General features: G+C 64.2%; 24 protein-coding genes. 6 read left to right on the top strand and 18 right to left on the bottom strand.

Features of this window, described 5'->3' with window-relative positions:
- Window positions 1-163 precede the first annotated feature (163 nt).
- Both C7I87_RS27690 and C7I87_RS27685 read left to right on the top strand, forming a co-directional pair.
- Window positions 164-2314: an oxidoreductase gene (locus C7I87_RS27690; protein ID WP_149907208.1), complete on the top strand. Its 2151-nt coding sequence runs from the start codon at window positions 164-166 to the stop codon at window positions 2312-2314.
- A complete protein-coding gene (locus C7I87_RS27685) occupies window positions 2230-3768 on the top strand; it encodes a trimethylamine methyltransferase family protein (protein WP_149907207.1) in 1539 nt (512 codons plus the stop codon). Before C7I87_RS27690 ends, C7I87_RS27685 begins: the two co-directional genes overlap by 85 nt.
- Before the next feature lie 75 nt (window positions 3769-3843).
- On the opposite strand, the gene C7I87_RS27680 is transcribed toward C7I87_RS27685, so the two are convergent.
- From C7I87_RS27680 to C7I87_RS27670, 3 genes are read right to left on the bottom strand one after another with little or no spacing between them, the layout of a single operon-like run.
- Window positions 3844-4473, bottom strand: a complete 630-nt coding sequence (locus C7I87_RS27680) for an HD domain-containing protein (protein ID WP_149907206.1) — start codon at window positions 4471-4473, stop codon at window positions 3844-3846.
- 33 nt (window positions 4474-4506) lie between these two features.
- Window positions 4507-4884 (bottom strand): Rieske (2Fe-2S) protein, encoded by a 378-nt coding sequence (locus tag C7I87_RS27675; RefSeq protein WP_149907205.1) that lies wholly within the window; start codon window positions 4882-4884, stop codon window positions 4507-4509.
- Window positions 4884-5969, bottom strand: coding sequence for an amidohydrolase family protein (locus tag C7I87_RS27670; RefSeq protein ID WP_149907245.1), 1086 nt, complete (start codon window positions 5967-5969; stop codon window positions 4884-4886). The genes C7I87_RS27675 and C7I87_RS27670 overlap by 1 nt, the downstream gene beginning before the upstream one ends.
- A gap of 168 nt (window positions 5970-6137) precedes the next feature.
- Here C7I87_RS27670 and C7I87_RS27665 point away from each other — a divergent pair, with 168 nt between their 5' ends.
- Entirely contained in the window at window positions 6138-6983 is an 846-nt protein-coding gene (locus tag C7I87_RS27665; RefSeq protein ID WP_149907204.1) for a LysR family transcriptional regulator, read from the top strand.
- A gap of 83 nt (window positions 6984-7066) precedes the next feature.
- Here C7I87_RS27665 and C7I87_RS27660 read toward each other — a convergent pair whose 3' ends face one another.
- From C7I87_RS27660 to C7I87_RS27625, 8 genes are all read right to left on the bottom strand, one after another.
- Window positions 7067-7747, bottom strand: coding sequence for a TetR/AcrR family transcriptional regulator (locus C7I87_RS27660; protein ID WP_149907203.1), 681 nt, complete (start codon window positions 7745-7747; stop codon window positions 7067-7069).
- Between the two features lie 44 nt (window positions 7748-7791).
- On the bottom strand, window positions 7792-9354 hold the full coding sequence (locus C7I87_RS27655; RefSeq protein WP_149907202.1) for an ABC transporter substrate-binding protein: 1563 nt from the start codon (window positions 9352-9354) through the stop codon (window positions 7792-7794).
- The gene (locus tag C7I87_RS27650; protein WP_149907201.1) at window positions 9351-10385 is read right to left on the bottom strand and encodes an oligopeptide/dipeptide ABC transporter ATP-binding protein; all 1035 of its coding nucleotides are present in this window, start codon (window positions 10383-10385) and stop codon (window positions 9351-9353) included. The genes C7I87_RS27655 and C7I87_RS27650 overlap by 4 nt, the downstream gene beginning before the upstream one ends.
- Window positions 10382-11347, bottom strand: a complete 966-nt coding sequence (locus C7I87_RS27645; RefSeq protein ID WP_149907200.1) for an ABC transporter ATP-binding protein — start codon at window positions 11345-11347, stop codon at window positions 10382-10384. Before C7I87_RS27645 ends, C7I87_RS27650 begins: the two co-directional genes overlap by 4 nt.
- Complete coding sequence (locus C7I87_RS27640; RefSeq protein WP_149907199.1) at window positions 11344-12231, bottom strand: ABC transporter permease; 888 nt, start codon at window positions 12229-12231, stop codon at window positions 11344-11346. The genes C7I87_RS27645 and C7I87_RS27640 overlap by 4 nt, the downstream gene beginning before the upstream one ends.
- Window positions 12215-13165 (bottom strand): ABC transporter permease, encoded by a 951-nt coding sequence (locus tag C7I87_RS27635; protein WP_149907198.1) that lies wholly within the window; start codon window positions 13163-13165, stop codon window positions 12215-12217. Before C7I87_RS27635 ends, C7I87_RS27640 begins: the two co-directional genes overlap by 17 nt.
- An 18-nt stretch (window positions 13166-13183) precedes the next feature.
- Window positions 13184-15193 (bottom strand): CocE/NonD family hydrolase, encoded by a 2010-nt coding sequence (locus C7I87_RS27630; protein ID WP_149907197.1) that lies wholly within the window; start codon window positions 15191-15193, stop codon window positions 13184-13186.
- Between the two features lie 245 nt (window positions 15194-15438).
- Complete coding sequence (locus C7I87_RS27625; RefSeq protein ID WP_210250656.1) at window positions 15439-15696, bottom strand: hypothetical protein; 258 nt, start codon at window positions 15694-15696, stop codon at window positions 15439-15441.
- 19 nt (window positions 15697-15715) lie between these two features.
- Between C7I87_RS27625 and C7I87_RS35390 the strand changes: the two genes are divergently transcribed.
- Entirely contained in the window at window positions 15716-15934 is a 219-nt protein-coding gene (locus tag C7I87_RS35390) for a hypothetical protein (RefSeq protein ID WP_188394014.1), read from the top strand.
- Between the two features lies 1 nt (window position 15935).
- Here the strand turns inward: C7I87_RS35390 and guaA are convergent, their stop codons facing one another.
- The 4 genes from guaA to C7I87_RS27600 all read right to left on the bottom strand — a co-directional run bounded on the left by guaA (window position 15936) and on the right by C7I87_RS27600 (window position 20113).
- Window positions 15936-17498, bottom strand: a complete 1563-nt coding sequence (gene guaA / locus C7I87_RS27615) for a glutamine-hydrolyzing GMP synthase (RefSeq protein WP_149907196.1) — start codon at window positions 17496-17498, stop codon at window positions 15936-15938.
- 55 nt (window positions 17499-17553) lie between these two features.
- Window positions 17554-18219 carry a 5'-methylthioadenosine/S-adenosylhomocysteine nucleosidase gene (locus tag C7I87_RS27610; RefSeq protein ID WP_149907195.1) on the bottom strand — a complete coding sequence of 222 codons (666 nt, stop codon included), beginning with the start codon at window positions 18217-18219 and terminating at the stop codon, window positions 17554-17556.
- 4 nt (window positions 18220-18223) lie between these two features.
- A complete protein-coding gene (locus tag C7I87_RS27605) occupies window positions 18224-18682 on the bottom strand; it encodes a PaaI family thioesterase (RefSeq protein ID WP_149907194.1) in 459 nt (152 codons plus the stop codon).
- A 141-nt stretch (window positions 18683-18823) separates the two neighbouring features.
- Window positions 18824-20113, bottom strand: a complete 1290-nt coding sequence (locus C7I87_RS27600; RefSeq protein WP_149907193.1) for an RsmB/NOP family class I SAM-dependent RNA methyltransferase — start codon at window positions 20111-20113, stop codon at window positions 18824-18826.
- Between the two features lie 321 nt (window positions 20114-20434).
- Here C7I87_RS27600 and C7I87_RS27595 point away from each other — a divergent pair, with 321 nt between their 5' ends.
- On the top strand, window positions 20435-21112 hold the full coding sequence (locus C7I87_RS27595; RefSeq protein ID WP_149907192.1) for an MIP family channel protein: 678 nt from the start codon (window positions 20435-20437) through the stop codon (window positions 21110-21112).
- 70 nt (window positions 21113-21182) lie between these two features.
- On the opposite strand, the gene katG is transcribed toward C7I87_RS27595, so the two are convergent.
- Window positions 21183-23390 (bottom strand): catalase/peroxidase HPI, encoded by a 2208-nt coding sequence (gene katG / locus C7I87_RS27590; protein ID WP_149907191.1) that lies wholly within the window; start codon window positions 23388-23390, stop codon window positions 21183-21185.
- Window positions 23391-23569: 179 nt separating this feature from the next.
- Between katG and C7I87_RS27585 the strand changes: the two genes are divergently transcribed.
- A complete protein-coding gene (locus tag C7I87_RS27585) occupies window positions 23570-24478 on the top strand; it encodes a hydrogen peroxide-inducible genes activator (protein ID WP_149907190.1) in 909 nt (302 codons plus the stop codon).
- 19 nt (window positions 24479-24497) lie between these two features.
- Here C7I87_RS27585 and C7I87_RS27580 read toward each other — a convergent pair whose 3' ends face one another.
- Window positions 24498-25304 carry an amino acid ABC transporter ATP-binding protein gene (locus C7I87_RS27580; RefSeq protein ID WP_149907189.1) on the bottom strand — a complete coding sequence of 269 codons (807 nt, stop codon included), beginning with the start codon at window positions 25302-25304 and terminating at the stop codon, window positions 24498-24500.
- Entirely contained in the window at window positions 25301-26242 is a 942-nt protein-coding gene (locus C7I87_RS27575; RefSeq protein ID WP_149907188.1) for an amino acid ABC transporter permease, read from the bottom strand. Before C7I87_RS27575 ends, C7I87_RS27580 begins: the two co-directional genes overlap by 4 nt.
- Window positions 26243-26250: the final 8 nt, after the last annotated feature.

Here is a 26250-nt window from a genome sequence, read left to right as displayed (position 1 = left end):
TCACGATGGAGTGATAGAATGGCGACCCTCGGGTTGCCGATTGACCGCCGAGCCCGGCTGTGGCGCGTCGCCGCATGCGCATAGCGGCATTGGGATTGCGTTTTGCCCAAAGGGCGAATATGCTTGTTGTACGATCGTTCAACAAGCATATTCACCAGATCCAATGCATTGCAATCCCCGCTACGAAATCCTGTTCGAACCGGTTCGCATCGGGCCCGTCACCGCGCCGAACCGCTTCTACCAGACCCCGCATGCGACCGGCATGGGCCACCAGAAGCCCCAGAGTGGCGCGGCCTTGCGCGGCATCAAGGCCGAAGGCGGCTGGGGCGTGGTCTCGACGGAATATTGCTCGATCCATCCAAGTTCCGACGACTCGCCGTTTGGCTTCCTGTCGCTGTGGGATGAGGACGATGTCCGCGACCTGGCACGCACCGCCGACGCCATCCACGCGCATGGCAGCCTGGCAGCGGTCGAGCTGTGGCATGGCGGCGCCCACACCAACAACCGGCTGACGCGCGAACCACTGCTGGCGCCCTCGGCGCAGCCGGCGAAATTCGTCCAGCCCGGCGGCGCGCGCGCCATGGACCGGCAGGACATCAGCGATTTCCGTCGCTGGCAGCGCGAAGCCGCGATCCGCGCGCGGCGGGCGGGGTTCGACATCGTCTACTGTTATGCCGGGCACGACTACCTGCCGTTCCAGTTCCTGTCGCGCCGCACCAACCGCCGCACCGACGAGTATGGCGGCGCCTTGCAGAACCGCGTGCGGCTGCTGCGCGAAATGATCGAAGAAACGAAAGAGGCGGTGGGCGAGACATGCGCGGTGGCGGTGCGGCTGGCGGTCGATGAACTGCACGGCCCGCACGGCATCACCTCGGAAGGCGAAGGGCGCGAGATCATCGAGATGCTGGCCGAGCTGCCGGATCTCTGGGACATCAATGTTGCCGGTTCGCTCGGCAACGATTCCAAATCGTCACGCTTCAGCGCGGAAGGTTTTCAGGAAAAGTATGTCGGCTTCGTCAAAGGGCTGACGACAAAACCGGTGGTCAGCGTCGGGCGCTTCACCTCGCCGGACACCATGGTCGGCCAGATCCGGCGTGGCATCCAGGATTTCATCGGCGCGGCGCGCCCGTCGATCGCCGACCCGTTCCTTCCGAAGAAGATCTTCGAGGGACGCGAGGACGATATCCGCGAATGCATCGGCTGCAATATCTGCCGCTCGGCCAACAATGAAAGCGTGCCGCTGCGCTGTACCCAGAACCCGACGATCGGCGAGGAATGGCGACGCGGCTGGCATCCCGAACAGGTCGACAACAAGGGTTCGGAAGCGCGCGTGCTGGTGGTAGGCGGCGGCCCCGCAGGGCTCGAATGCGCACTGACGCTTGGCCGGCGCGGCTATGGCGTGATGCTGGCCGAAGCCGGCAACGCGCTCGGCGGCCGCGTCTCGCGGGAGGCGACATTGCCCGGGCTGGCGTCATGGGCGCGGGTACGCGACCACCGCCTGCACATGCTCGGCAAGCAGCCATCGGTCGAGATCTATCCCGGGAGCCGGCTCGACGCCGAGGACGTGCTGTCGCTCGGCGTCCACCATGTCGTGCTGGCGACCGGCAGCTTCTGGCGGCGCGACGGTGTCGGCGCCAGCGTCGAGATGCCGGTCGGGATCAAGGCGTCGCCGTCGATCCTGACGCCGGACGACATCTTCGCCGGAGTCCCGGTAACGGGTCCGGTGCTGGTCTATGACGACGAGCATTATTTCATGGGCGGTGCGCTGGCGGAGAAACTGCGCGTTGCCGGCCACGCGGTGACCATCGCCACGCCGCTGCCAGTGGTGTCGAGCTGGACGCAGATGACCGACGAGCAGTTCTTCGTCCAGAAGCGGTTGATGGAAAGCGGCATCGGCCTGCTCTTGTCGCAAAGCCTGATGTCGGCAGCGAACGGCGTTGCCGAATTCGCCTGCACCTACACCGGCCGGGTCACGCGCCGCGACTTCGGCACGCTGGTGCTGGTGACGGGACGCATCGCCGAACAGGCGCTGTTCGACGCGCTTTCCGCGGCAAGTGCGCGCAAGCGCGAGAACAACCCGTCAATCACGCGGATCGGCGACTGCCTGGCACCGTCCTCGATCGCCGACGCGGTGCATTCCGGCCACAAGTACGCCCGCCATATCGACCTGCCGGCAGGGGCAGCAATACCGCTGCGCGAGCGACCAGTTTTTCCCACAGGGACCAAGCCATGGAACGCAGTACAGCCCGTCGCAGACCCGGCCGCCCGCAGCGCGAAATCGGCGGCATCGCTCAGCGCCCCTGGAAGCAGCTGACACGGCCGTACGCGCCGATCGAGATCCTGTCGGCCGACCAGGTGCGGTCGATCCACGAGACGGGTCTCACCATCCTGGAAGAGATCGGCATGCGGGTGCTGCAGCCGCGGGCACGACAGCTCTATCGCGCGGCGGGCTGTGATGTCGACGAAGGCGAGATGCGCGTGCGTTTCGACCGCGCCATGATCATGGAGCGCATAGCCACGGTGCCGTCGTCGTTTGAACTGCGCGCCCGCAACCCTGAGAAGAACGTCAAGGTCGGCGGACGGCATTGCATCCTGTCGTCGGTGGGCGGACCGGCCTATGTCATGGACAATGATCGCGGTCGCCGGCCCGGAACCTATGCGGAGATGTGCGACTACCTCAAGCTGATCCAATCGTTCAACGTGCTGCATCAGGAAGGCGGCGGGCCGTTCGAGCCGCTCGACCTGCACCAGAACACCCGTCACCTCGACCTCTACTATGCCGAGATCACGCTTCTCGACAAGAACTGGCAGCCGCAGGCGCTCGGGCGTGGACGCACCATCGACGCGCTGGAGATGGTGGCGATTTCGCTCGGCACCACGCGCGAGGACCTCGTCCGGGAGATGCCTTCGTTCACCGGCATCATCAACACCAATTCGCCGCTGCAGCTCGATGAGCCGATGGCCGAGGGGCTGATTGCGCTGGCTGAACACGGACAGGTCAATGTCATCACGCCGTTCACGCTGGCTGGTGCGATGAGCCCGGTGACGCTGGCCGGCGCTCTGTCGCAGCAGCATGCCGAGGCGCTGGCCGGCATCGCGCTGACCCAAATCGTGCAACCCGGCGTGCCGGTGATGTATGGCGGCTTCACCTCCAATGTCGACATGAAGACCGGCGCCCCGGCCTTCGGCACGCCCGAATACACCCAGGCGGCACAGATCACCGGCCAGCTCAGCCGCCTGATCGGCGTGCCGTTCCGGTCCAGCAACGTCACCGCCGCCAATTCGGTCGATGCACAGGCGGCCTATGAGAGCGCCATGTCGCTGTGGGGCTGCCTGATGGGCGGCGCCCATCTGGTGATGCACGCCGCCGGCTGGCTCGGCGGTGGCCTGACGGCATCGTTCGAGAAACTGGTTATCGATGCCGAGATGCTGCAGATGATGTCGGCCTATTTCGATCCGCCGGTCGTTGACATCGACACGCTGGCGCTGGAGGCCGTGCGCGAGGTCGGCCCGGCCGGGCATTTCTTTGGCGCCGCCCACACCATGCAGCGCTACGAGCGCGCCTTCTATTCGCCATTGGTATCCAACTGGGACAATTACGACACCTGGATTGAGCGCGGCCAGGTGACCGCGCGCGAGCGCGCCAATGTCGTCTGGAAGCGCATGGTCGCCGAATACGAGCAGCCGCCGATCGATCCCGGCATCGACGAAGCGCTGCGCGACTATATGGAGCGCCGTAAGCGCGAAGGTGGCTCGCCACTGAATTGAAGGGGCACCCTTCTAGGGAGAAATCGGGCAGGACAAAGCGGGGGGTTCAGGCCCTGGAAAAATATCTCAGCCTCGTCAAGCGCTACTGCCCGACCGCTCGGCGGCGGTCGCGTCATCCGACATCGCAATGCGCATTCCGGGCCTGACGACGGCGGGATCGTGGCTCTTGCGGGCGAACACTTCCCGCACCAACGACGCGAAGAAGTTCAGCGGCCGTGTCGGATAGTCCGGATCGAAGCTCGACTGGTCCCATTTCTCGCAGAACTCGGCGCAGTCGTCGAAATAGGCGTTGTCCCTGAACGCGTCCCGCTTGTGTGGGTTCGCACCGACATGCTCGCCAAAGTAGATCAGCTGGAAATCGCCATGCTTTTCCACTACCCAGGCGCATTGCTCGCGCACGAAGGGACGCAGGATGGCGGCCGCGTATTCGTCGTGATTGTAGGGAGCGTAGACGTCGCCGATGTCATGCAGCAGCGCCGACACCACCCAGTCGATATCGGCGCCGGCATTCCAGGCGCGCGTGGCGGCCTGCAGCGAATGGCCGAGCCGCGTCACCTTGTAGCCTGACAGCGATTTGTCGAGTTCGACCATGGCCGCCAGCAGCCGGTCGGCCGTGCCGGCGGCATATTCGGTTTCGTGTTCGGTCAGGAAGGCATAGTCCTCGCCGTCGCCATCCTTCATCTGGGTGAACTTCACGGTTTCCATTGTCGAAACTCCAAGATTTGCGGCACGTGGCCGTCAGCGGCGCATTTCGAGATAGATGTCGTCGCCGTCGACATGAATGGGAAAGGTGCGCGCCCTGAGCTTCTCGTCGACGAGGCATTTGCCGGACCGGATGTCGAACTCCCATCCATGCCAGGCGCAACGAATGAGCTCGCCGGCGCGCTCGTAGACGAACTCCGTGTTGTCCGTTTGCCTGGTGGTGCCAGAGATCGGCCCCTCGCAAAGCTGGCCTGCCCGATGCGGGCAGATGTTGAGCAGGGCAGCATAGCCATCCGCGAGCTGGAAGATGCCGACGCGGATGCGGCCGATGGTGACGATCCTGGGCTTGCCGACAGCGACCTCGGCGGCCTTGCAGGCAAAGGTCAGCGCCGGAGCGGTTGCAGCGGCGCTCATCAGGCGACCCTCGCAGTGACGGCCGGAACCTCGATACGCTTGTAGACCTCCAGCGCATTCAGTCCCATCACCTTGTCGCGCCAGGCCGGTGGAATATGCAGGTTGGTCGGCGCGTCAAAATCCCAGTGCGGATAGTCGGACGCGAAGAGCAATGTGTTCTGGCCGTCCATGTGCTCCAACGTCTCCCACAGATGTTTCACGTTCTGCGGTTGCTCCAGCGGCTGGGTGCTGAAGCGGATGTTGCGGCGGCAATATTCCGACGGCAGCATCTTCAGCCACGGCGTCTCCTTGCGCAGTGCCTTGAAGTTGGCGTCGAGCCGCCACATCAGCGACGGCACCCAGGACACGCCGCATTCGATGACCACGAAATAGAGGTCGGGATATTTCTCGAACACGCCGTTGGAGATCATGCTGACCACATGGGTCATCGCCGGCTGGCTGAGCAAGGCGTGCGTTTCCCAGTAGTAGGCAGTCGGACCGCTGGCGACCGCATTGTGGTTGACGCCGCCCTGGCCGCCGAAATGGATGGCGAAGGGCAACCCGACCTCGGCGCAGGCCTCGTAGATCGGATGATAGAAGGGATCGCCGTAAGGGCGCTGCGCGCCGTGGCTGGCCAGAACCTGCACAATGTCCTTGTGGCCGCCGAGGCGCCGGATCTCGGCTGCGGCACCGTGCGGGTCGGTCGGCGAAATGATGATTGATCCCTTGAAGCGGCTGTCCTTTGGCAGCCACCAGTCGATCATGTAGTCGTTATAGGCCCTCACCAGCGCGTTGGCATAGTGGTAGTTAGCCAGCGTCGAGGCTTCCAGCGGCTCGTCGGCGGTGAGGATCGCCACATCGATGTCATAGAGATCGAGGTGCTTCTCCTTCATGATCAGATAATTGTCTTCCTCGGTCTGCGGCTTGATGTCGTTACGAGAGAACCCCTCGGGATGCAGCCACGGACGGTGGCCGTGCGGAAAGCTTCCCCTAGGCCCGGGCTTTTCGCCGCGCACCAGGAAATCGCGCCAGTAGGGCTCGAGATAGGGAAGCAGAACCTCGGCGCTGGACCAGTAATTGTGGACGTCGGTGTCGACGATGAACATGGGTGTCTTGCCTGCCATGGGTGGGAATTGCGTCAACCGTGCGCTTCCAAGGCAGGACCGGCAACGCAGCCAGCGGCGAGATGTTAATCGAAGAATCCGATTACCCGTTGTCGGACCGGCCCGAAAAGCGTTAGCCATTGGAGGAATTCCTGGCGCTGGATGGCCGAGATGCAGATCGAACTCTTGGACACGTTCCTGGACCTGATCGAAACCCGCAACTTCAACAGGACGGCGGAGCGGCTGGGCATCACCCAGTCGACCGTTTCAAGCCGCATCCGCGCGCTCGAGGCATTGCTGGACAAGCAGCTCTTCATCCGCGGCAAGAGCGGCACGGAACCGACCGTCGCCGGGCTGAGGTTCGAGGAGCATGCGCGCGCGGTCAGGTTGCGCTGGCTCGACGCCCGTCACGAAATCCAGGCGGTCGGCAAGTTCGACCGGCTGATCCGCATCGGCATCCAGTTCGAGCTTTACGAGCGCGTGCTGGAAGGATGGCTGGAATGGGTGCGGGCGACGATGCCCAAACTGGCGATCTACGTCGAGATCGACTACTCCAACCAGATGATCCTCGACCTCACCACCGGCAGCCTCGATCTGGCGGTGCTCTATTCGCCGCAGCACCTGCCGGACATGCATTACGAGCAGATCGCCGAGGAGAATTTCGTCATGGTCTCGACGCGTGGCCTTGCCTTCGGTGCGGTCACGCCGGCCGACTATATCCGGGCTAACTATTCGGCTTTCTTCAACCGCGCCCACAAGCAGATGCTGCCGGAGCTTGAAAGCACCCCGGTCTCGACCGGAAATGGCGGCGCTGTCGCCTATCTCTTGCGAAGCCGGGGCGGCACCGCTTTCGTTACCGAGACGGTGGCGACCAGGTTGCGGCAGGAGGGCGTGGCGGAGTTCGTCGTCGATGCGCCAAAGATTTCACATCCCATCTATTCGGCCGTTCATGTCAGGCACCATCATTCCCACACCCATATTCGCCTGCTCAAGGCGCTCAGGCAGATGACCGCATAGCCGCTGTGCAAGAAGCAAGAGGGACGTGAGGCGGAAACTGCCGGCTTGGCCCGGCAAGGTGCGAAGAAGCGCTGCCCTCCCATTCAGCCGTCGCGAAGCGGCCCCACTTGCGCCTCGAGCATCTCAAACCCTGCCGCCTCCGCGGCCTGTGGCGTCACCACGCTCTCATCGAGGCACCATTCCAGCCACAGCCCGTCGACCAAGGCGATGAAATTGCGCGCCAGCGAGGGAGCATCGACTTGCCTGAGTCGCGGTATGGCAACAGCCGCGATATCCTCCGCCAACTCCGCCCGGTAGGCGTCGTAAAGCTCGCGATGCGCTGCCTGAAGACGCGGATTGACGGCGATCTCGCCCCACAGCGACAGCCAGATCAGCAGGTTCTCGCGGCTGAAGTAATCCGGCGAGAAGTTGGAGCGCACCAAGGCGGCGAGCGAAGCCTCCGGGGGCCAGTCCGACGCTTCGGCGCGGCGGCGCTTGGCCTCGGCGATCTGGTTGTTGACGCTGGCGTAGAGCGAGGATTTGTAGACCTCGACCAGCAACCCGTCGAGGCTTTCGAAGTGATGGTTGATGAGGCCGCGCGAGACGCCCGCCTCCCTGCAGATGCGATCGATGGTGAAGGCGCCTATGCCGCCGACGGACAGGCAGCGCGTCGCCGCTTCAATCAGCATGGAGCGGCGCACATCCGCCTGTTCGCGGCTGAAGCGCGGCGGCGATTTCTTGGCGCCGCGCTTGCGTTTTTCAGGGGCTGATCCCGCTTCGGTCATGGACCCCAGCTAATCGATTGCGTCCTTCGTGTCCATGAAAGCATTCAGGCCTTCTTCTTGAACAGCACCGGATTGGGGTGACCGTCGGGATAGATGACCGGATCGAATGCGGTCTTGTGGATGGCGACCAGCGGCTGATGGCAGATGAACAAGAAGCCGCCGGACTGCTCCATCAGGTCCTCCATTCGGTTGGACAGGGCAACCCGCTTGGCATCGTCGCTTTCCGCCACCAGTTGCTGGTAGCTTGTCTCGAACTCGGGGCTGTCGAAGCCGGACCAATTGTAAGCGCCGATCTGGTCGGGGCGGAACCAGACCAGATTTTCGGAAGGATCGATGCCGCCGGCGAAGTCCATCAGTGCCAGGTCGATGTTCTTGTAGCCATCGCCCTGCGTCTTGTCGCCGACACCCCAGAAGGCGGCTTCGTCATAGGGCTGGATCTCGACCTTTATGCCGGCCTGTTCCAGACTGGCTTGGATGATCTGGGCAGTCGCGGTGCGGATGGAATCATTCATCACGGTCAGCGTCAGCGACCGGTCGCTGACGCCGGCTTCCGCCAAAAGCGCCGCCGACTTCGCATAGTCTGGCGCGGCGATCAAATTGCTAGCGCGCGCGAATTTGGTACCGGGCTGGACGACACCGGTCGAGCGCTTCGTCAGGTCGTCATAGACGCCGGTCAGGATCTGGCCGACATCGACGCCATACTGCACGGCCTGGCGGACTTTCAGGTCCTTGAGGCGCGGACTCAGCATGTTGATGGTCAGCCAGACATAACGGGTCGACTGGGCCTCGATCAGGTTCGTGTCCGCGAGCGGCTTCGCCTTGACGGCCTTGGTCGCCGAAATGGCGATCTTGGTGTAGTCGAACGCGTCGGCCTCGTAGGCGAGTTGGGCTGCCTGATCGTCTGACACGACATAGATCTCTACCTTGCCGAAATCCGGCTTCGGTCCCGGCCAGTCCGGATTGGCTGATAGCGTCACCTTCTGCTTCTGCTGCCAATCCGAGAAGAGATAAGGACCGCAGGTCGCCGGCGGCTGGGTGGTGAATTTGCCGCCAGCCTTCTCCGTGCCGGCGCGGCTGATGATGTGGCCGCCGTAGTAGGGCAGGCTGGTGACGAAGATCGGCTGGTATGGCTCTTTCAAATGGATGATGCCGTTGCGGGCATCGACGACCTCGACGCGGTCGAGTTTTTCGAACTGATAGGCCCAGGGCGACGACAGGGCCTTGTCGGCTATGCGCTCAAACGAGAATTTCACGTCGTCGGCAGTGACCGCGCCGAATCCACCAGACCATTTCAGCCCGTCGATCAAGGTGAAGGCGATGGTTTTCGGGTCTTTCTGTTCGAGCTTTTCGGCGCCCCACAGCGACCAGGGCGAGCCTTTCCGAATGTCGCCGAAATGGTTCAGCGAGACATAGATGCCGCGCATCATGACATCCTCGATGCCGCCATTCATGAAGGCAGGATCGAGGCACTGCAGGTCACCTTCCATGCGGATGCGCAGCGTGTCGCCGACGGCCGACCAGGCGAAATCCGGCTTCATCGCCAGGCCGGCGCCGAGTACGCCGGCCGCTTTCAGGAATGCACGTCTGTCCATGGTCCATTGCGTCATGTCAGTTTCCCCTTTGGTTTGCGGAAGCGCGTGAGAAGGGCTTCCCGTTCTTGCCCGCCTGTCTGCTGCGGGAAATGACAGCGCACCATGCGATCGGCGCCCATCGGCCGATAGACCGGCGCCTCGGTCCTGCAGCGCTCGCGTGCGATCGGGCAGCGTGTGTGGAATTCGCAGCCCGAAGGCCGCCGGAATACGCTCGGGATCTCGCCGGTGACGGCAGGGTTCTGGCTGCGCCGGCGCGGATCGGGTATCGGCTCCGACTGGATCAGCGTCGCGGTGTAGGGATGCATCGGCGCGGAAAACACGTCTTGCGTCGGCCCCGTCTCGACCAGCCGGCCGAGATACATGATGGCGAGCCGGTCGCTGACGTGACGGATCATGGCCAGGTTGTGGGTGACGACCATGGCGGCGAAACCGAGCTCGCGCTTCAGCTCGCCGATCAGGTTGAGCACATCGCCCTGCACCGAGACATCGAGGCCGGCGGTCGGCTCATCGGCGAGCAGCAGATGCGGCTTCATCGCCAGGGCGCGCGCGACGCCGACCCGGCGCGCCTGTCCGCCCGACAGTTCATGCGGAAAGCGGTCGACGAACGAGGCCGGCAGGCCGACCAACGCCAGCAGCGCTTTCGCCGCCGCACGGCGGTCCGGCATCGGCAGCCCCTGGATGATCTGCGGTTCGGTGAGCAGCGTACCGATGCGCAGGCGCGGGCTGAGCGATGCGACCGGGTCCTGGAACATCATCGCCGAGCGCCGGCGCATGGCACGGAAATCGGCCGGCGTCGCAACATCCCTGCCCTCGAAGACGATACGGCCCGCTGCCGCGCGCACGAGACCGAGGATGGTGCGGGCGAGCGTTGTCTTGCCGGAGCCGGATTCGCCGACCAGCCCGAGCGTCTCGCCCGGGATCAGCGACAGCGTCACGCCGTCGATGACGTTGAAGGCTGGCAGCGGGAACGGATTGATCAGCCGGTTGAGCAAGCCGCCCCTGGTGAAGCTTACGGAGAGCTCTTCGACGGCGAGCAGCGGGCTCATGGCGTCACCGCGTGGCAGCGCGCGACATGGGACGCGGCGAGTTTCATCAGCGGCGGCGCGATGGTCGCGCATGGCGCGAAGGCACGGTCGCAGCGCGGTGCGTAGACGCATCCCGACGGCGGCTGGGTCAGGTTGGGCAAGGAGCCGGGAATGGTCGGCAGCCTGTCCAGCCGTTCGTGGAAACGCGCGGGATCGCAGGCGAGCAGCGCTTGCGTGTAGGGATGCCTGGCGCCGTGGAAGATCGCGTCGACTTCGCCGCCCTCGACCACCTCGCCGGCATACATGACATAGACCCGGTCGCAGAGCTCGGCGATGACGCCCAGATGGTGCGAGACGATGATGATGATGCCGTTATAGTCTCGCCGCAGTTCGCGCAGCAGATGGATGATCTGCGCCTCCATGGTGACGTCGAGCGCCGTCGTCGGCTCGTCGGCGATGAGCAGGCCGGGATCGGTCAGCAAGGCGGCGGCAATCGCCACGCGCTGGCGCATGCCGCCGGAGAGTTCATGCGGATAGCTCTGCATCCGGCGCTCGGCATCGGCGATGCCGACGCGGCCGAGCATGGCGGCGATGCGCGCCCGCTTCTGCGCCCGGCCAAGGTCCTTGCGGTGATGCTGGAAGTCGACGAGTTGGTCGCCGATGGTCAGCACCGGGTTGAACGCCGTCATCGGATCCTGGCTGACCAGAGCGATCTCGTCGCCGCGCAGGAGGCGTTGACGGTGCGCGTCAAGCTTTGCCAGATCGACGCCGTTGTAGCGGATCGACCCGTCGATGCGGGCATTGGCCGGCAACAGGTTGGCCAAGGCCGTAACCAGCGTGGACTTGCCGCAGCCGCTCTCGCCGACGATGCCGATCACCTCGCCGGGATGCGCCTCGATATCGACATGGCGAAGCGCGTACACTGCGCCATGCGGCGTCTCGTAACGGACGCTGAGATCGCTGGCGGCGAGCGAGCCGGTCATGCCGGCCTCCGCAACTGCAGGCGCGGATCGAGATAGTCACGCAGGCCTTCGCCGAGGAAAGTGAAGCCAAGCGTGGCGAGCACCAGCGGCAGCCCGCCGAAGATGACCATGAAAGGCGCGGAGCGGATCGAGGTGTAGCCGTCATAGAGGATCGAGCCCCAGGACGGCGTCGGCGGCCGGACACCCAGGCCGAGGAAGCTCAAACCAGCCTCGACCATGATGACGACCGGGATATCCATCGACAAAAGGATGATCAGCGGGCCGACGACATTGGGCAGGAGATGGATAAAGATGATGCGCGCGGCACTCGCATCGATCAGGCGTTCGGCAAGGATGTAATCGCTGTTCTTCAGCGCCAGCGTTTGCGCCCGGATCAGCCTGGCATAGCTCGGGAATGAGGTCGCCGCGATGACGATGATCAGCGTGCCGGCGCCGGCGCCGAGCACGGTGATGATGGCGAGCGCGAACATGATCATCGGCAGCGAGTTCAGGCTGTCGAAGCTCAGCACCAGGATAGCATCCAGCCAGCGCGGGCCGTAGCCGGCGATCAGGCCGAGCAGCAGGCCGATGGCGCCGGCGATGGCCACCGACATCATGGCGATCGTCAGCGCCGTGCGCGCGCCGTAGATGACGCGCGACAGGAGATCGCGGCCGAGATGATCAGTGCCGAACCAGTGTCCGGCCGATGGCGGCTGCAGCTTGTGCAGCACATCGATCTTGACCGGGGAATAGGGCGCCAGCCACGGCGCGAGGATCGCGGTGACGAGGAAGCCCGTAACCAGGATCAGCGCCACGCCGGTAAACGGATCCGCAAGCAGTGCACGCAACAGCGCGAACCGTTGTCGATCGGGCGTGGACAGGGAGGCCTCAGCCACGGAAGACATCGCGCACCCTCGGATCGAGCCGCGCAATCAAGAGATCGGCGGCAATGGTGATGGAGACGTAGATGGCGGTCATGATCAGCACCGTGCCCATGACGACCGGATAGTTGCGGGTGTTGACGGCGTCGGTGATCAGCTTGCCGATGCCTGGCCGGGCAAACACCGCCTCGACGAAAACGGCACTGGAGAGGATGCTGCCCAAGCCGACCGCGACCAGCGAGATGGTCGGGATGATGGCGATGCGCAGAGCGTATTTGGAGACGATCTTCCACTCTGGCAGGCCGAAGGAGCGCGCGGTGCGGATGTGCGGTTCCCCCATCACCTCCATCATCGAGGCACGCACCATGCGGGCGATGTAGCCGATCCAGCCCAGCGCGATCGCCGCGGCCGGCATGACCAGCGCCTTGGCCTGGCTGATGAAGTCACCCGCCTCGCCCGCGCCGATGGCCGGCAGCCAGCGCAGCGTGACGGCAAAGACGAGCAGCGAATAGATGGCGACGACAAAGGACGGCACGGCGATGACGCCGACGGAGAGCACGCCGATGACCGCATCGGCTGCCGTCCCGCGCCGCATCACCGACAGGCAACCGAGCGGCACGCCGAGGAGGAGCGCGACCGAAAGTGCCGTCAGGCTGAGGATCAGCGTGTTCGGCAGTGCCTCCAGCACCAGCGTGGAAACCGGCCGGTTCGACCAGACGTCGTAACCGAGATTGCCGGTCAGCGCGTTGCGGAAGAATTCGACGATCTGCCACCAGACCGGCTGGTCGAGGCCCATGCGCTCGATCAGCAGCCGCTTCAGTTCCGGCGTTGCGCGCGGACCGAGTGCGACGGTTGCCGGATCGCCCGGAACCAGGAAGACGGCCGCGTACATCGCGACCATGACGAGGACGAGGATCAGGATACCGAGACCGATGCGCTTCACTGCATACGCAAGCATGGCCTTCCTCCCCTCGCCTCAGGCGAAATCGCGCCTGATGCGCCGCGTCGCCGAGGCGCTGTGGACGAGCTTGCCCCGTTCTCGCGCCTCGACACACCAACTCAGGTTGAAATGGGTTTCGTCCGATGTCAGTTCGGTCAATGCCGTCGCTTCCGTGTCGGCTCCAGCGCTTGCGATCGCCCAGCGATATTCGGTGACGAGTTTCGCCGACAGCGGATCATCGGCGCGAATGCTCATCGTGTCGCTGTTGGCTGAGGACACGGTGATGGCGCGATCGTCATAGCGCCTGCGTCCATGGTCCGAGGTCAGCGCGATGGTCTGAATGCCGCTGCCGACATCGTCGGTGACGACGCGACGGTCGAAGCCTTCATCCAGCGTCGTGGTCGGAACCGGCGGCGCGGTTTCGGCCGCCTCGAAGCGGACATCGCGGTCGCGCGACGACGGCGGGCGCAGCGGAAGCATGACCGTGCTGTCGCCGGTCGCGACCGACAGCGTCGACAGGTGCGGTTGTGGCCACAGGACGGGCCAGTGCTGGTTGGCCAGCGCCAGCCGGATGCGATGGCCCTTGGGAATGGTGCGGGCGAAATCGTTGAGCTTCAGTCGCACACGGAACGGCGTTCCGACTGGACAGGGCGTCGGATGCTCGTGGCTGTCGCGATGGCTGAGGTTGAGCACGCCATAGGTCATCAGCGCCGAGGTGCCATCGGGATAGACATCGCAGAGCCGTGCGGCGAGGTTGACATGCGGCTGGTCGACGGTGACGAGCAGATCGAGTTCCGGCGCGCCAAGCAGGGTCAGGTCATCGTCGAGCGGTTGCGTATCGAAGCAAAGCGCCATGCCGTCCTCGCGGCGCTGGTCGATGGGCATGTCCGGACAGGAGCCGCCATAACCGCCCCAGCGGCCGCAATCACGCCCGGCGGTGGCTGGCGAGCGGACGGAAAGCACAGCGCCCGGAGCGGATTCGCGGCGCAATCCGGCGGCATTCAGGTGCAACACACGGCGCTCGATGCGCGGCGATGGCCACGCATCCTCCGCGGCCCAGTTGCCCGCATGATCGGGCAGATAGAAAGGTTGCGGCCGCTCCTCTCCCGTTACCCAGACGCGGTAGAGTGGCTCGTCCATGATGCCGGTGTCTTCGCCGGCGAGCCAATGGCGCCACCAGCGCAGCGCCTCCTGCAGATAGCCGATCAGCGGTCCCGGCGCACCGCGGCAGGGATAGGCATGCGACCACGGCCCGACAATGCCAAGCTTCGGTCCCGGCAGATGCTCAAGCAGGCGCGGCACGAAATTCGAATAGCTGTCCTCCCAGCCGCAGACGGCCATGACCGCGCATTCGATGGCGGAGTGGTCTTCGCAGACCGAGCCCTGTCGCCAGTAATCGTCGCGGCGCTGATGCGCGAGCCAGATTTCCGACAGCGAGGTTGTCGCCGCAAGCCGACCCATCCACATGGCGCGCCAAGCATCGCCGACGATCTGTGGGTCGGGCGCCATCGTCTTCTTCACCAGCATGAAGTTCGACCACATCTCCTGCTCGGTCAAAAGCGCGCCGCCCATATAGTGGATGTCGTCGGCATAACGGTCGTCGGTGGCGCAGTTGGCGATGATTGCCTTCAAGGCCGGCGGCCGACGCGCCGCGACCTGCAGCGCGTTGAAGCCTCCCCAGGAAATGCCGGTCATGCCGACCTTGCCGTTGCACCAGGTCAGTGCTGCAAGATGGGCGATGATCTCGCAGGCATCCTCCTGTTCGCGCGGCAGATATTCGTCGGCCAGATCGCCGTCGGAATCGCCGGAGCCGCGAATGTCGATGCGGACGCAGGCAATGCCGTGGCCGGCGAGCCAGGGATGGATGTCGACGTCGCGCGCCACCGTGCCGTCGCGGCGGCGATAGGGAACCATTTCGACGACGACAGGTACCGCGGCCTCACTACGTGGGCGCCATAAAGTGGCAGCGATGCGGGTGCCGTCGGCCAGCACGATCCAAAGAGGATCGACCGTTTCGACGGCAAAGGGAAATTCGGTTCTTACCAAGGCAGGTACCCGCAAATGGTCTTGTTGAACGTTCGTACAACAAGACCATTTGCGGCGCAATCCCGCATCTGGTGCTTTTGATGTCTAATGCAAACAGGCCTATTCGCGGGCAGCCAGCGAGATTCCCATGAGCAGATCGCGAAGATCGCTGGCCAACCCGATCTGTCGCGACAGGGACGGCTCCTTCGCCGAGTGGTGACTTGGATGGGTGGCGGCCCACAGAGATTCCTCCCTCCGATACGAGCTTACCAGAACTGCCCGACCGGGAGATCAAGATCGATCGTTGCGCGGGTGATCTCCAATCCGGCCGTAACGGCCTTCGGCGAAAAAAGACGCATCAACACGACTTTGCCCAGCGTATCGCTGCGCAAGGCACCTGTTGCCCGGCTTCCGACCAGCACTGCATCCGGCACAATCGGCCATGCTCCCACCCGGGAGTAAAAACCGGCGAGGGGCGGGTCACAGGTAAAGACGCCGAAATCGATCCCGCTGTGTTCCATCAAGCGGGTCGGCCTCGCCGAGATGCAGAACAAGCGTCATCGCGGCGTTCGGGTCCAGCGTTGTGAATTCGTGACCAAGCGACAGCGCAACGCCCTCGCCATCGCGCGTCAGCGTTGCCTTGTTGTTGATGGGATTGGTCAAAAGCCAGGAGAGCGAAAAGCTGCCGTGGTCGAGGCCCCACAGCGGCAGGCTGATATCCTGCGAAGTGTTGAACTCGCTGAAATGATCCAGAAGGCCTGAATCATTCCCACTCGATTGTTCCGGGCGGCTTTGACGTTACATCATAAACCACGCGGTTGATGCCGCGCACTTCATTGATGATGCGGGTGGCGGCGGCACCTAGGAAGGCCATGTCGTAGTGGTAGAAGTCAGCTGTCATGCCGTCGACGGAGGTGACGGCGCGCAGTGCGCAGACGAATTCGTAGGTGCGGCCGTCGCCCATCACGCCGACGGTCTGCACCGGCAACAGCACGGCGAAGGCCTGCCAGATCGCGTCGTAGAGGCCGGCCTTGCGGATCTCGTCGAGATAGATGGCGTCGGCCTCGCGCAGGATCTCCAGCTTCTCGCGGGTGATGCCGCCGGGGCAGCGGATGGCGAGGCCGGGGCCTGGGAAGGGATGGCGTCCGATGAAGCTTTCGGGCAGGCCAAGCTCCTTGCCCAGCGCCCTCACCTCGTCCTTGAACAGTTCGCGCAGCGGCTCGACCAGTTGCATGTTCATGCGCTCGGGCAGACCGCCGACATTGTGATGCGACTTGATGGTCACCGACGGACCGCCGGTGAAGGAGACGCTTTCGATGACGTCGGGATAGAGCGTGCCTTGTGCCAGGAAGTCGGCGCCGCCGAGCTTCTTCGCCTCGTCCTCGAACACTTCGATGAACAGCCGGCCGATGGTCTTGCGCTTCTTTTCCGGGTCGGCCTCGCCTTCCAGCGCCGAGATGAATTTTTCCGAGGCGTCGACCAGGATCAGCGGCAGATTGTAGTGCTGGCGGAACATCGCCACCACGCCGGCGGCCTCGTCCTTGCGCATCAGGCCGTGGTCGACGAGGATGCAGGTGAGCTGGTCGCCGACCGCCTCGTGGATGAGCAGCGCCGCGACGGAGGAGTCCACGCCGCCCGAGAGCGCGCAGACGACCTTGCCCTTGCCGACCTGCTTGCGGATCGCCTCGACCGCGTGCTCGCGGTAGGCGCGCATCGTCCAGTCACCTTCGATGCCGGCGATGTTGTGGACGAAGTTCCGGAGCAGCCTTGCGCCGTCCGGCGTGTGCACCACCTCGGGGTGGAACATGATGCCGTACATCCTGCGCTCGACATCGCCGAAGATGGCGAAGGGCGAGCTTTCCGACTTGCCGAACACCTCGAAGCCCGGCGGCAGGGCGATGACGCGGTCGCCATGGCTCATCCACACCTGATGGCGCTGGCCGGTCGCCCAAAGGCCCTCGAACAGCGGGCTGTCCTTCTCGATCTCGACGAAGGCGCGGCCGAATTCGCGATGGTTGGAGCTTTCGGCGACGCCGCCCATCTGCACGCACATGGCCATCTGGCCGTAGCAGATGCCCAGCACCGGCACACCGGCGTCGAAGACGATCTGTGGCGCGCGCGGGCTGCCGATGTCCGATGTCGAGGCTGGACCACCCGACAGGATCACCGCTTTCGGGTTGATGCGCTTGAACGCGGCTTCGGCCGACTGGAACGGCACGATCTCGGAAAACACGCCGGCTTCGCGGATGCGGCGGGCGATGAGCTGGGTAAACTGGCTGCCGAAATCGACAATCAGGACGGTGTCGGTGTGATTGGCTGTCGTCATGGCGAGCCTTTAGAGAAAGAAACGAGTCGACGCAATGGGTTGCGTCAGCAGACTTTCAGAGCGGTATCGCCTCGTCACGGGGTGCTGCCGGCCGGAGCATGCCCGAGCCGATCGCCCTTTCGAGGCGCATGACGGCGTCGGCCAGCTTTTCGTCGACGACGTGTAGATATTCGGTCCAATCGCCGACATGCCTGAGATCAGCCGCGCCGTCCGAAATGCCGCGCAGCCCGATGAGCGGAATGCCGAAAAGCTGGCAGGCACGCAAGCAGGCGAAGGTCTCCATATCGACCATGTCGGCGACGATCGCTTCGTAGGCCGCGCCGGTGATGATTGCGCCGCCGGTCGACAATGTCGCCTGCTTGATTTCGGGAATACGCAACGGCAGCGGTGCGGTCACCGGCAGGTCGAGAAACGGTGTGGCGCCCTTCTCGAAGCCCAGCGGCGAGGCATCGATGTCGCGATAGGCGACCGAGATGGCCTGATAAATTTCCGTCTGTTCCAGGGTCCGGCTGCCGGCCGAGCCGAGCGATACGACAAGGTCCGGCAATGCTTTTGCGGATTTCAACCAGGACAGCTCGGCGCCCAGCCGGACGCCGGCCTCGACCGGGCCGACACCCGTCATCAGCGGGGTGAACAGCCGCTGCAAATGCGGCCCGTATTCGGCCTGTGCCGCCATGACGAAAAGGACGTCCTTGCCACCAATGCGCACAACGTTGCTCATCGGATCATCCTGCTATGCCGTCGCGACCAACCATCGTCATCATCGTGCCGGTCATGGTGGCGATCAGCTTGGCCTCGCCGTCGGCGGCGAAGGCATAGGCCTGGCCGTCGGCAACGATGATGGTGCGGCCGGGTTTGGTTACCGAACCGCGGAACAGAAAGCGTTCGCCCCGGCCCGGCGCCAGAAGGTTGACCTTGAACTCGATGGTCAACACGCCGGAATTCTCCGGCATGAGCGAGAACGCGGCATAGCCGCAAGCCGAGTCCAGCGCCGTCGAAATGACGCCTGCATGCAGAAAACCGTGTTGTTGGGTCAGCGCGGCCGAATAGGGCATCTCGATCTCGATGATGCCGGGTGTCACCAATGTCAATTCGGCGCCGATCGTCGCCATCGCCTGCTGGCGCGCGAAGGACGTCCTGACGCGATCCTCATAGTCCGGAGCCGGTACGATCTTTGCTGCCATCGCCGTTGCCTTCACGTTTGCCGGGAAAGCTTATCGCAGAGGCATGAGCGGCAGGCAATCTCAATTGCTGCACTGCAACAATTGGCCTCGTTGGCCGTCGCCGGCCAAGTGGACGCGAATTGGTGGCGGATCCGGTAGGGCTCAGTCCGCCCGACGCATGGCGCAGAAGTAAAATCCGTCAGTGCCACTCAGCGCCGGCGAGAGCGAAATGCCACCCAGGGCACCGATCCGCATCGCGGCAGCATGGCCTGGAAAGCGGCTGTCCCAGAGCTGGCGATGATCGATCGGGGCAAAACCGCTGTGCCGCTCGCGAAACGCCGCGACCTGTTCGCCATTTTCCTCGTCGAACACCGAGCAGGTGATATAAACCAGCAGGCCGCCGGGTTTGACATACATCTTGGCGGCATCGAGGATCGTCGCCTGCTCGCCTTTGCGGGCGTCGAGTTGTCTCTCCGTCAGCCGCCATTTGGCGTCGGGGCGACGCCGCCAGGTGCCGCTGCCGGTGCAGGGCGCATCGACCAGCACTATGTCCATATGGCCCACCAGCGGGGCAAGCTCGGCCGGCTTGGTGGCGACCTGCACATTGCGGGTCTCAGAACGGCGGATGCGGTCGAAGATTGGCGCCAGCCGCGCCTTTTCGGCATCGTGGGCGAAGATCTGACCGTGATTGTCCATCGCCGCCGACAACGCCAGCGTCTTGCCGCCGGCGCCGGCGCAGAAGTCGAGCACCTGCATGCCAGCCGTCGCGCCGGCAAGCGCTGCCGCGATTTGCGACCCCTCGTCCTGGACCTCGAACCAGCCCTTCTGGAAGGCCGGCTCGGCCTGCACGTTCGGGTGTCGGCCGTCGCCGTCGATCGGCGGGATGCGGATACCGTAGGGTGCGATCCGCGCGGCGGCGGCACCGGTCTGTTCCAGTTCGGCCAAGACCTTGGCGCGATCGGCCTGAAGCGTGTTGACCCGGATGTCGAGCGGGGGACGGGTGGCGAGCGCCGCGCCCTCCTCGACCCATGTCTCGCCAAAGGCCCGTTCGAAAAGCGGTTCGCACCAATCGGGTATGTCGGCGCGAACCGCGAGCGGCGCGTCGGCAAGCCGGCGTTCCGCGATTGCCTGGAGTTCGGTGGGGCTCAGCAGCGGCGGCGCGAACTTATCACCCTCGAGCGCGGCGTTGAGCGACTGCCCCGTCTGGCTCCACTCGAGCAGCAGCGCCCCGAAGCCGATGGCGCGCGGCGTGTCTTCGCCCAGCAACCAGCCGGCGGAGCGCTTGTGGCGCAGCGCGTCGTAGACGATGTTGCCGATCGCGGCGCGATCACCCCCGCCGGCGAAGCGATGTGAAAGGCCCCAGTCCTTCAGCGCGTCGGCCACCGGCCGGTGACGCCGCCCAATGTCCTCCAGCACTTCGATAGCCGCAGCCAGCCGTCCGCCCAGTCGCATTCGTCATTCCATCAAATCGAGCACAGATCTTTCGGCCTGCTCTTAGAGCCTTTCAGGTCCGGATTGAACCCCGCTTCGTCTTGCAACGAGGAGGCAGCCTGACCATGGCCAGCGAAATTTGCCCGACCAATAAATCTCTCCTGCCGACGACAACAGATCGATCAATAGATGAAAGATCTCTAATGTTCATAACTGGCGACCGCAAGCACGGCACGTAGCGCTACAGCTCTGCTTTCCAAGTTTTTCGGTTGGGAATACTCTAGCCGCCATGATTCGCGGCGCGGAAAACGTGGACCGGCGGATCGTCACGAGGAGAGGGCAATGAAGACTTATCTGGCGGAAGTTCTAGGCACATTTCTGTTGGTGTTCATCGGCACGGCGTCGGTGGTGACGGGCGGCTTCGGCGGCGCGCTGCCGCTTGGCCAGGAGGGCATCGGCCTGGCATTCGGCATCGGCCTGATCGCGGCGGCCTATGCGATCGGCCCGATTTCGGGCGCGCATCTCAATCCGGCGGTGACGCTCGGCGTGTTCCTTGCCGGCCGGCTGCCGGCCAAGGACGTCATCCCCTACTGGATCGCGCAGATCATCGGCGCCATCATCGCCTCGCTGGCGTTGTGGATCATCGTTTCCGGCCAGGCCGGCGGCCACACCGGCGGCTTTGGCGCCAATGGCTGGGACGAGACGAAATGGGGCATGAGCTCGGCGTTCCTGTGGGAACTGATTGGCACGTTCACCTTCGTCACGGTAATCCTCGGCGTTACCGCTGAAAAGCACTCGACGGCTTTTGCCGGCCTGGTCATCGGCCTGACGCTGGCAGGCATTCACTTCGCCATGATCCCGGTCACCGGCACCTCGGTCAATCCGGCCCGTTCGATCGGCCCGGCGCTGTTTACCGGTGGTGCCGCACTCAGCCAGCTCTGGCTGTTCATCGTCGCACCGCTGATCGGCGGCGCCATTGCCGGCGTCGTCGCCAAGGCGCGTATCTTCGAGAAGGATTGATTTCCAAAGCCTGAACGCAAAAGGGCGCGGGCCGTGGCCCGCGCCCCTTTTTTACGTCCTCAAGCTCGGATCAGGCCGCGATCTCAAAGCGATCGGCGTTCATCACCTTGGTCCATGCCGCAACGAAATCCCGGGCGAATTTCTGCCCGGCGTCCCCGGATCCATAGACTTCGGCCAGCGCTCGCAACTGCGCATGCGAGCCGAAGATCAAATCGGCGCGGGTGCCGGTCCACCTGACTGCCTTGGTCTTGCGGTCGCGCGCCTCGTAGACCTCTTCCGAACCCGGCTCGGACCCGGCAGCCGGATCCCAGACCGTGCTCATGCTGAGCAGGTTGACGAAGAAGTCGTTGGTCAGCGTGCCCGGCCTGTCGGTGAACACGCCGTGCTTTGACCGGCCGGTGTTGGCGCCGAGCACCCGCAGGCCGCCGACAAGCACCGTCAGCTCCGGTGCCGTCAGGCCCAGCAACTGCGCCCGGTCGACCAGCATGGCTTCGACCGACATGGGCTGCTTGCCCCTGACATAGTTGCGGAAGCCATCGACTTTCGGCTCGAGCGCGGCAAAAGAGTGGACGTCCGTCTGCTCCTGCGATGCATCCATGCGGCCCGGTGTGAATGGCACCTTCACATCATTGCCGCCATCCTTCGCAGCCTTCTCGACCGCGGCGACGCCGCCGAGAACGATCAGGTCGGCCAGCGAGATCCTTTTCTCGCCGGTCTGTGACGCGTTGAACTCCGTCTGGATGCCTTCGAGCTTGGCAAGCACTTTCGACAGTTCGGCCGGCTGGTTGACTTCCCAGTCCTTCTGCGGCGCCAGCCTGATGCGAGCGCCGTTGGCGCCGCCGCGCTTGTCGGAGTTGCGGAAGGTCGAAGCCGAGGCCCAAGCCGTCGAAACCAGTTCGGAAACCGACAGACCAGAGGCCAGGATCTTGGCCTTCAGCGATGCGATGTCCTGGTCGCTGACCAGTTCATGATCGACCGCCGGGATCGGATCCTGCCAGATCAACTCTTCCTTCGGCACCAACGGGCCGAGGTAGCGTACGACCGGGCCCATGTCGCGGTGGGTCAGCTTGAACCAGGCGCGTGCGAAGGCATCGGCGAACTGGTCCGGATGCTGGTGGAAACGCCGTGAGATCTTCTCGTAGGCCGGGTCGGTCCGCAGCGCGAGGTCGGTGGTCAGCATGGCCGGCGCGCGACGCTTAGAGGGATTGTGCGCATCCGGCACCGTGCCGGCACCGGCGCCACCCTTTGGCGTCCACTGATGGGCGCCTGCGGGGCTCTTCGTCAGTTCCCATTCATAGTTGAACAGGTTGTCGAAGAAGTTGTTGCTCCACTTGGTCGGCGTCGTGGTCCAGGTGACTTCCAGGCCCGAAGTGATGGCGTCGCCGGCAATGCCCGACGCATACTTGCTTGACCAGCCGAGACCCTGCGCCTCGATGCCAGCACCTTCGGGCTCGGCGCCCACCAGCGAGGCATCGCCGGCGCCATGGGTCTTGCCGAAAGTGTGACCGCCCGCGATCAGCGCCACGGTTTCCTCGTCGTTCATGGCCATGCGGCCGAAGGTTTCCCGGATATCGCGGGCCGAGGCGAGCGGATCGGGCTTGCCGTTCGGCCCTTCCGGATTGACGTAGATCAGGCCCATCTGCACGGCGCCGAGATGACCGCGAAGCTCACGGTCGCCCGAATAGCGCTCGTCGCCGAGCCACTTGGTTTCCGAACCCCAGTCCACATCCTGCTCGGGCTCCCACACGTCGGCGCGGCCGCCGGCGAAGCCGAAGGTCTTGAAGCCCATCGATTCCAGCGCGACGTTGCCGGTAAGGATCAACAGGTCGGCCCAGGAAATCTTGCGGCCATATTTCTGTTTGACCGGCCACAGCAGGCGGCGCGCCTTGTCGAGATTGGCGTTATCCGGCCAGCTGTTCAGCGGCGCGAAACGCTGCTGGCCCGCTCCGGCACCGCCGCGGCCGTCGCCGATGCGATAGGTGCCGGCGCTGTGCCAGGCCATGCGGATGAACAGCGGCCCGTAGTGGCCGAAGTCAGCCGGCCACCAATCCTGCGAGTCCGTCATCACATGGTGGAGGTCCTTGATGACCGCGTCGAGATCGAGGCTGGCGAATTCCTTGGCATAGTCGAAGTCCTCGCCCATCGGGTCCGACAGGTTCGACTGCTGGTGGAGAACGCCGAGGTCAAGCTGGTTCGGCCACCAGTCACGGTTGGTCCGGCCGGCGGATCCATGCGCGACAGGGCATTTGCCCGTGTTGTCGTCGGTTTTCGCGTCCATCTTTCACTCCAATTTTGCCGAGGTTTGATTTTGCCGAGGTTGATTTTTGCCGAGATTTTGGGGGCGGCCAGCGGCCCGCGCCAATCTGGAACCGGTCCAGACTAGGCCACACCGGCGATAAAAACAAATTGCCTTTCCTGTTTATTTCGATAGGAATTTCTTATGATAGGCTTGACCGCATGATCGGATTGACAGTTCGCCAAATGCATTATTTCGACGCGCTGGCGCAGACGCTGCATTTCGGGCGTGCGGCGAAACTTGCCGGTGTCAGCCAACCGGCGCTGTCTTCCCAGATCGCCGAAATGGAGCAGCGGCTGAACTGCCGGCTGTTCGAACGCGGTGGCAAGTCGGTACGCATGACGGATGACGCGATCGCCCTGCTGCCGCGTATCGAGCGCATCCTGGCCGACATACGTGACGTGGAAACGACGGCCCGGCGAGGCCGCACGGCCATGGAGGGACGGTTCCGCCTGGGCATCATCCCGACTGTCGCGCCCTACCTTCTGCCGCGTGCCTTGCCCGAACTGAAGAGGCATTTCCCGGCCTTGCTGCTCGAACTGCGCGAGGCGGTCACCACCTCCCTGGTCGAGGACACCGCATCGCGAAAGCTCGACGCCTTCATCGCCGCGCTTCCGCTCGATCATCCCGGGCTGATCACCGAAGCGCTGTTTCCCGACCGGTTCTTCCTGGCCGTGCCGTCAGGCGATCCGGCCTTTGCCTCGCCGCCGGTTCCACCCGAGAGCCCGGCGCTGGAAAGACTGATGCTGCTGGAAGAAGGCCATTGCCTGCGCGAACAGGCGCTCGCCGTCTGCGGCAATGTGCGGCCGATGGCGATGGCAAGCTACGGCGCCACCAGCCTGACCACCCTCTTGCAGATGGTGGCGCACGGGCTCGGCGTCACGCTCATCCCCGAAATGGCGGTGGGGCCGGCCGGCACGATCCCCGACCTCAAGATCGTGCCGTTCCAGGAGCCGATGCCGCAGCGCATGATCTGCCTTGCCTGGCGACGCAACAACGCGCGGCATGGCGAATGCGTCGAACTGGCGAAGATTATCCGGGGCCTCGGCACGGCGGTGCTGGCGGCCTGACAGCGGGTCAAACCAGGCGTTACAGCACCCGCGACAGGAACTCGCGGGTCCGCAGCGAAGTCGGATTGGCAATCATCTCGCGCGGCACGCCGCGTTCGACGATCACACCGCCGTCCATGAAAACGAGCTGGTCACCGATCTCGCGGGCAAAGCCGATCTCGTGGGTGACGACGACCATCGTCATGCCGCTCTCGGCAAGGTCGCGCATGACCTGGAGGACCTCGCCGACCAGTTCCGGATCGAGCGCCGAGGTCGGCTCGTCGAAGAGCAGCACCTTGGGCTTCATCGCCATGGCGCGCGCGATCGCGACGCGCTGCTGCTGACCGCCGGACAGTTCGCGCGGATAGCGGTCGACCTTGTCGGAGAGGCCGACGCGCCGCAGCAGGACTTCCGCCTCGGCCTTCGCCTGGTCGAGCGGGATCCGACGTACCTGCGTCGGCGCCTCGATCAAGTTCTCCATCACCGTCATGTGCGAGAACAGGTTGAAGGACTGGAACAGCATGCCGATCTCGGCGCGCCGTTGGCAGAGAAGGTCGTCCTTCACCTCATAGAGCTTGTCGCCCTGGAGGTCGTAACCAACGAACTGGCTGTCGACGAGCAGGATGCCGCCGCTGAGCTTTTCGAGATGGTTGATGCAGCGCAGGAACGTGCTCTTGCCGGATCCCGACGGGCCGATGATACAGGCTACCGATCCCTCCGGTACATCGAGGTCGACGCCTTTGAGAACTTCAAGCTGGCCATAGGTCTTGCGCACGCCGCGCGCGAACACCATGGAGTTGGCCGGCACGCCGAAGCGGGTACGATTTTCGGACTTCACATCGCTCATCGGGCAACGCCGCGCAGGCTGACGGCGTTGCGCAAGGCGCGCATCGTCAGGGGTTCTCGCCTGATATCGCTGCGGCCGAAATGGCGCTCCAGGAAATGCTGCCCCACCGACATGATGCTGACCACGGCGAGATACCAGAAGGCGACCACGATCAGCAGCGGGATCGTCTCGAAAGTGCGCGCATAGATGCTCTGCGCCGTGTAGAACAGGTCATCGACCGCGATGAATGTCACCAGCGAGGTCATCTTCAGGAGGTTGATCGCCTCATTGCCGGTCGGCGGCAGCACGAAGCGCATGGCTTGCGGCAAGGTGATGCGCTTCAGGATCATGCGGTAGGGCATGCCGAGCGCGCTCGCCGCCTCCGACTGGCCGGACGGCACCGACTTGATGCCAGCGCGGATGATCTCGGCCATGTAGCCGGCCTCGCACAGCGAGAGCGCCACCACGGCAGAGAAGAACGGGGTTATGAAATCATTGGTGCGTACGGAAAACAGTGTGCCGAGGAATGGCAGCGTCAGCGAGATTTCGCGCACCAGCAGCGACAGGTTGAACCAGAAGATCAGCTGGATCAGGGCGGGGACACCCCGGAAGAACCAGACATAGACGCCAGAAAAGCCGCGCAGCACCGGGCTCGGCGACACCCGCATGATGGCGATGACGGTGCCGACCACGATCGCCAGAACCATGATGATGACGGTGAGCATCAGCGTGTTGCCCAGGCCGCGCATGATCGAGGGGTGGAACAGGTAGCCGACGGCCGTGCCCCACGCGAAGGCCGGGTTGCTGGCGAAAGCGCGAATGATCAGGAAGGCCAGCAGCAGGGCGAACGCCGTGCCGACCCAGATGCCATAGCGGCGCTGCGGCACGACGGTCAGTCGTGACACAGCGGCGGAAACGCCTGGCTCGACGCCGATGTCGGTCGGGTGGGCAACGCCCATCGATGGAT

The organism is Mesorhizobium sp. SARCC-RB16n (genome assembly GCF_008520305.1).
Lineage (GTDB): Bacteria > Pseudomonadota > Alphaproteobacteria > Rhizobiales > Rhizobiaceae > Mesorhizobium.
The sequence above is the reverse complement of the archived record's forward strand: the minus strand, read 5'-3'. Positions and strand labels throughout refer to the sequence as shown.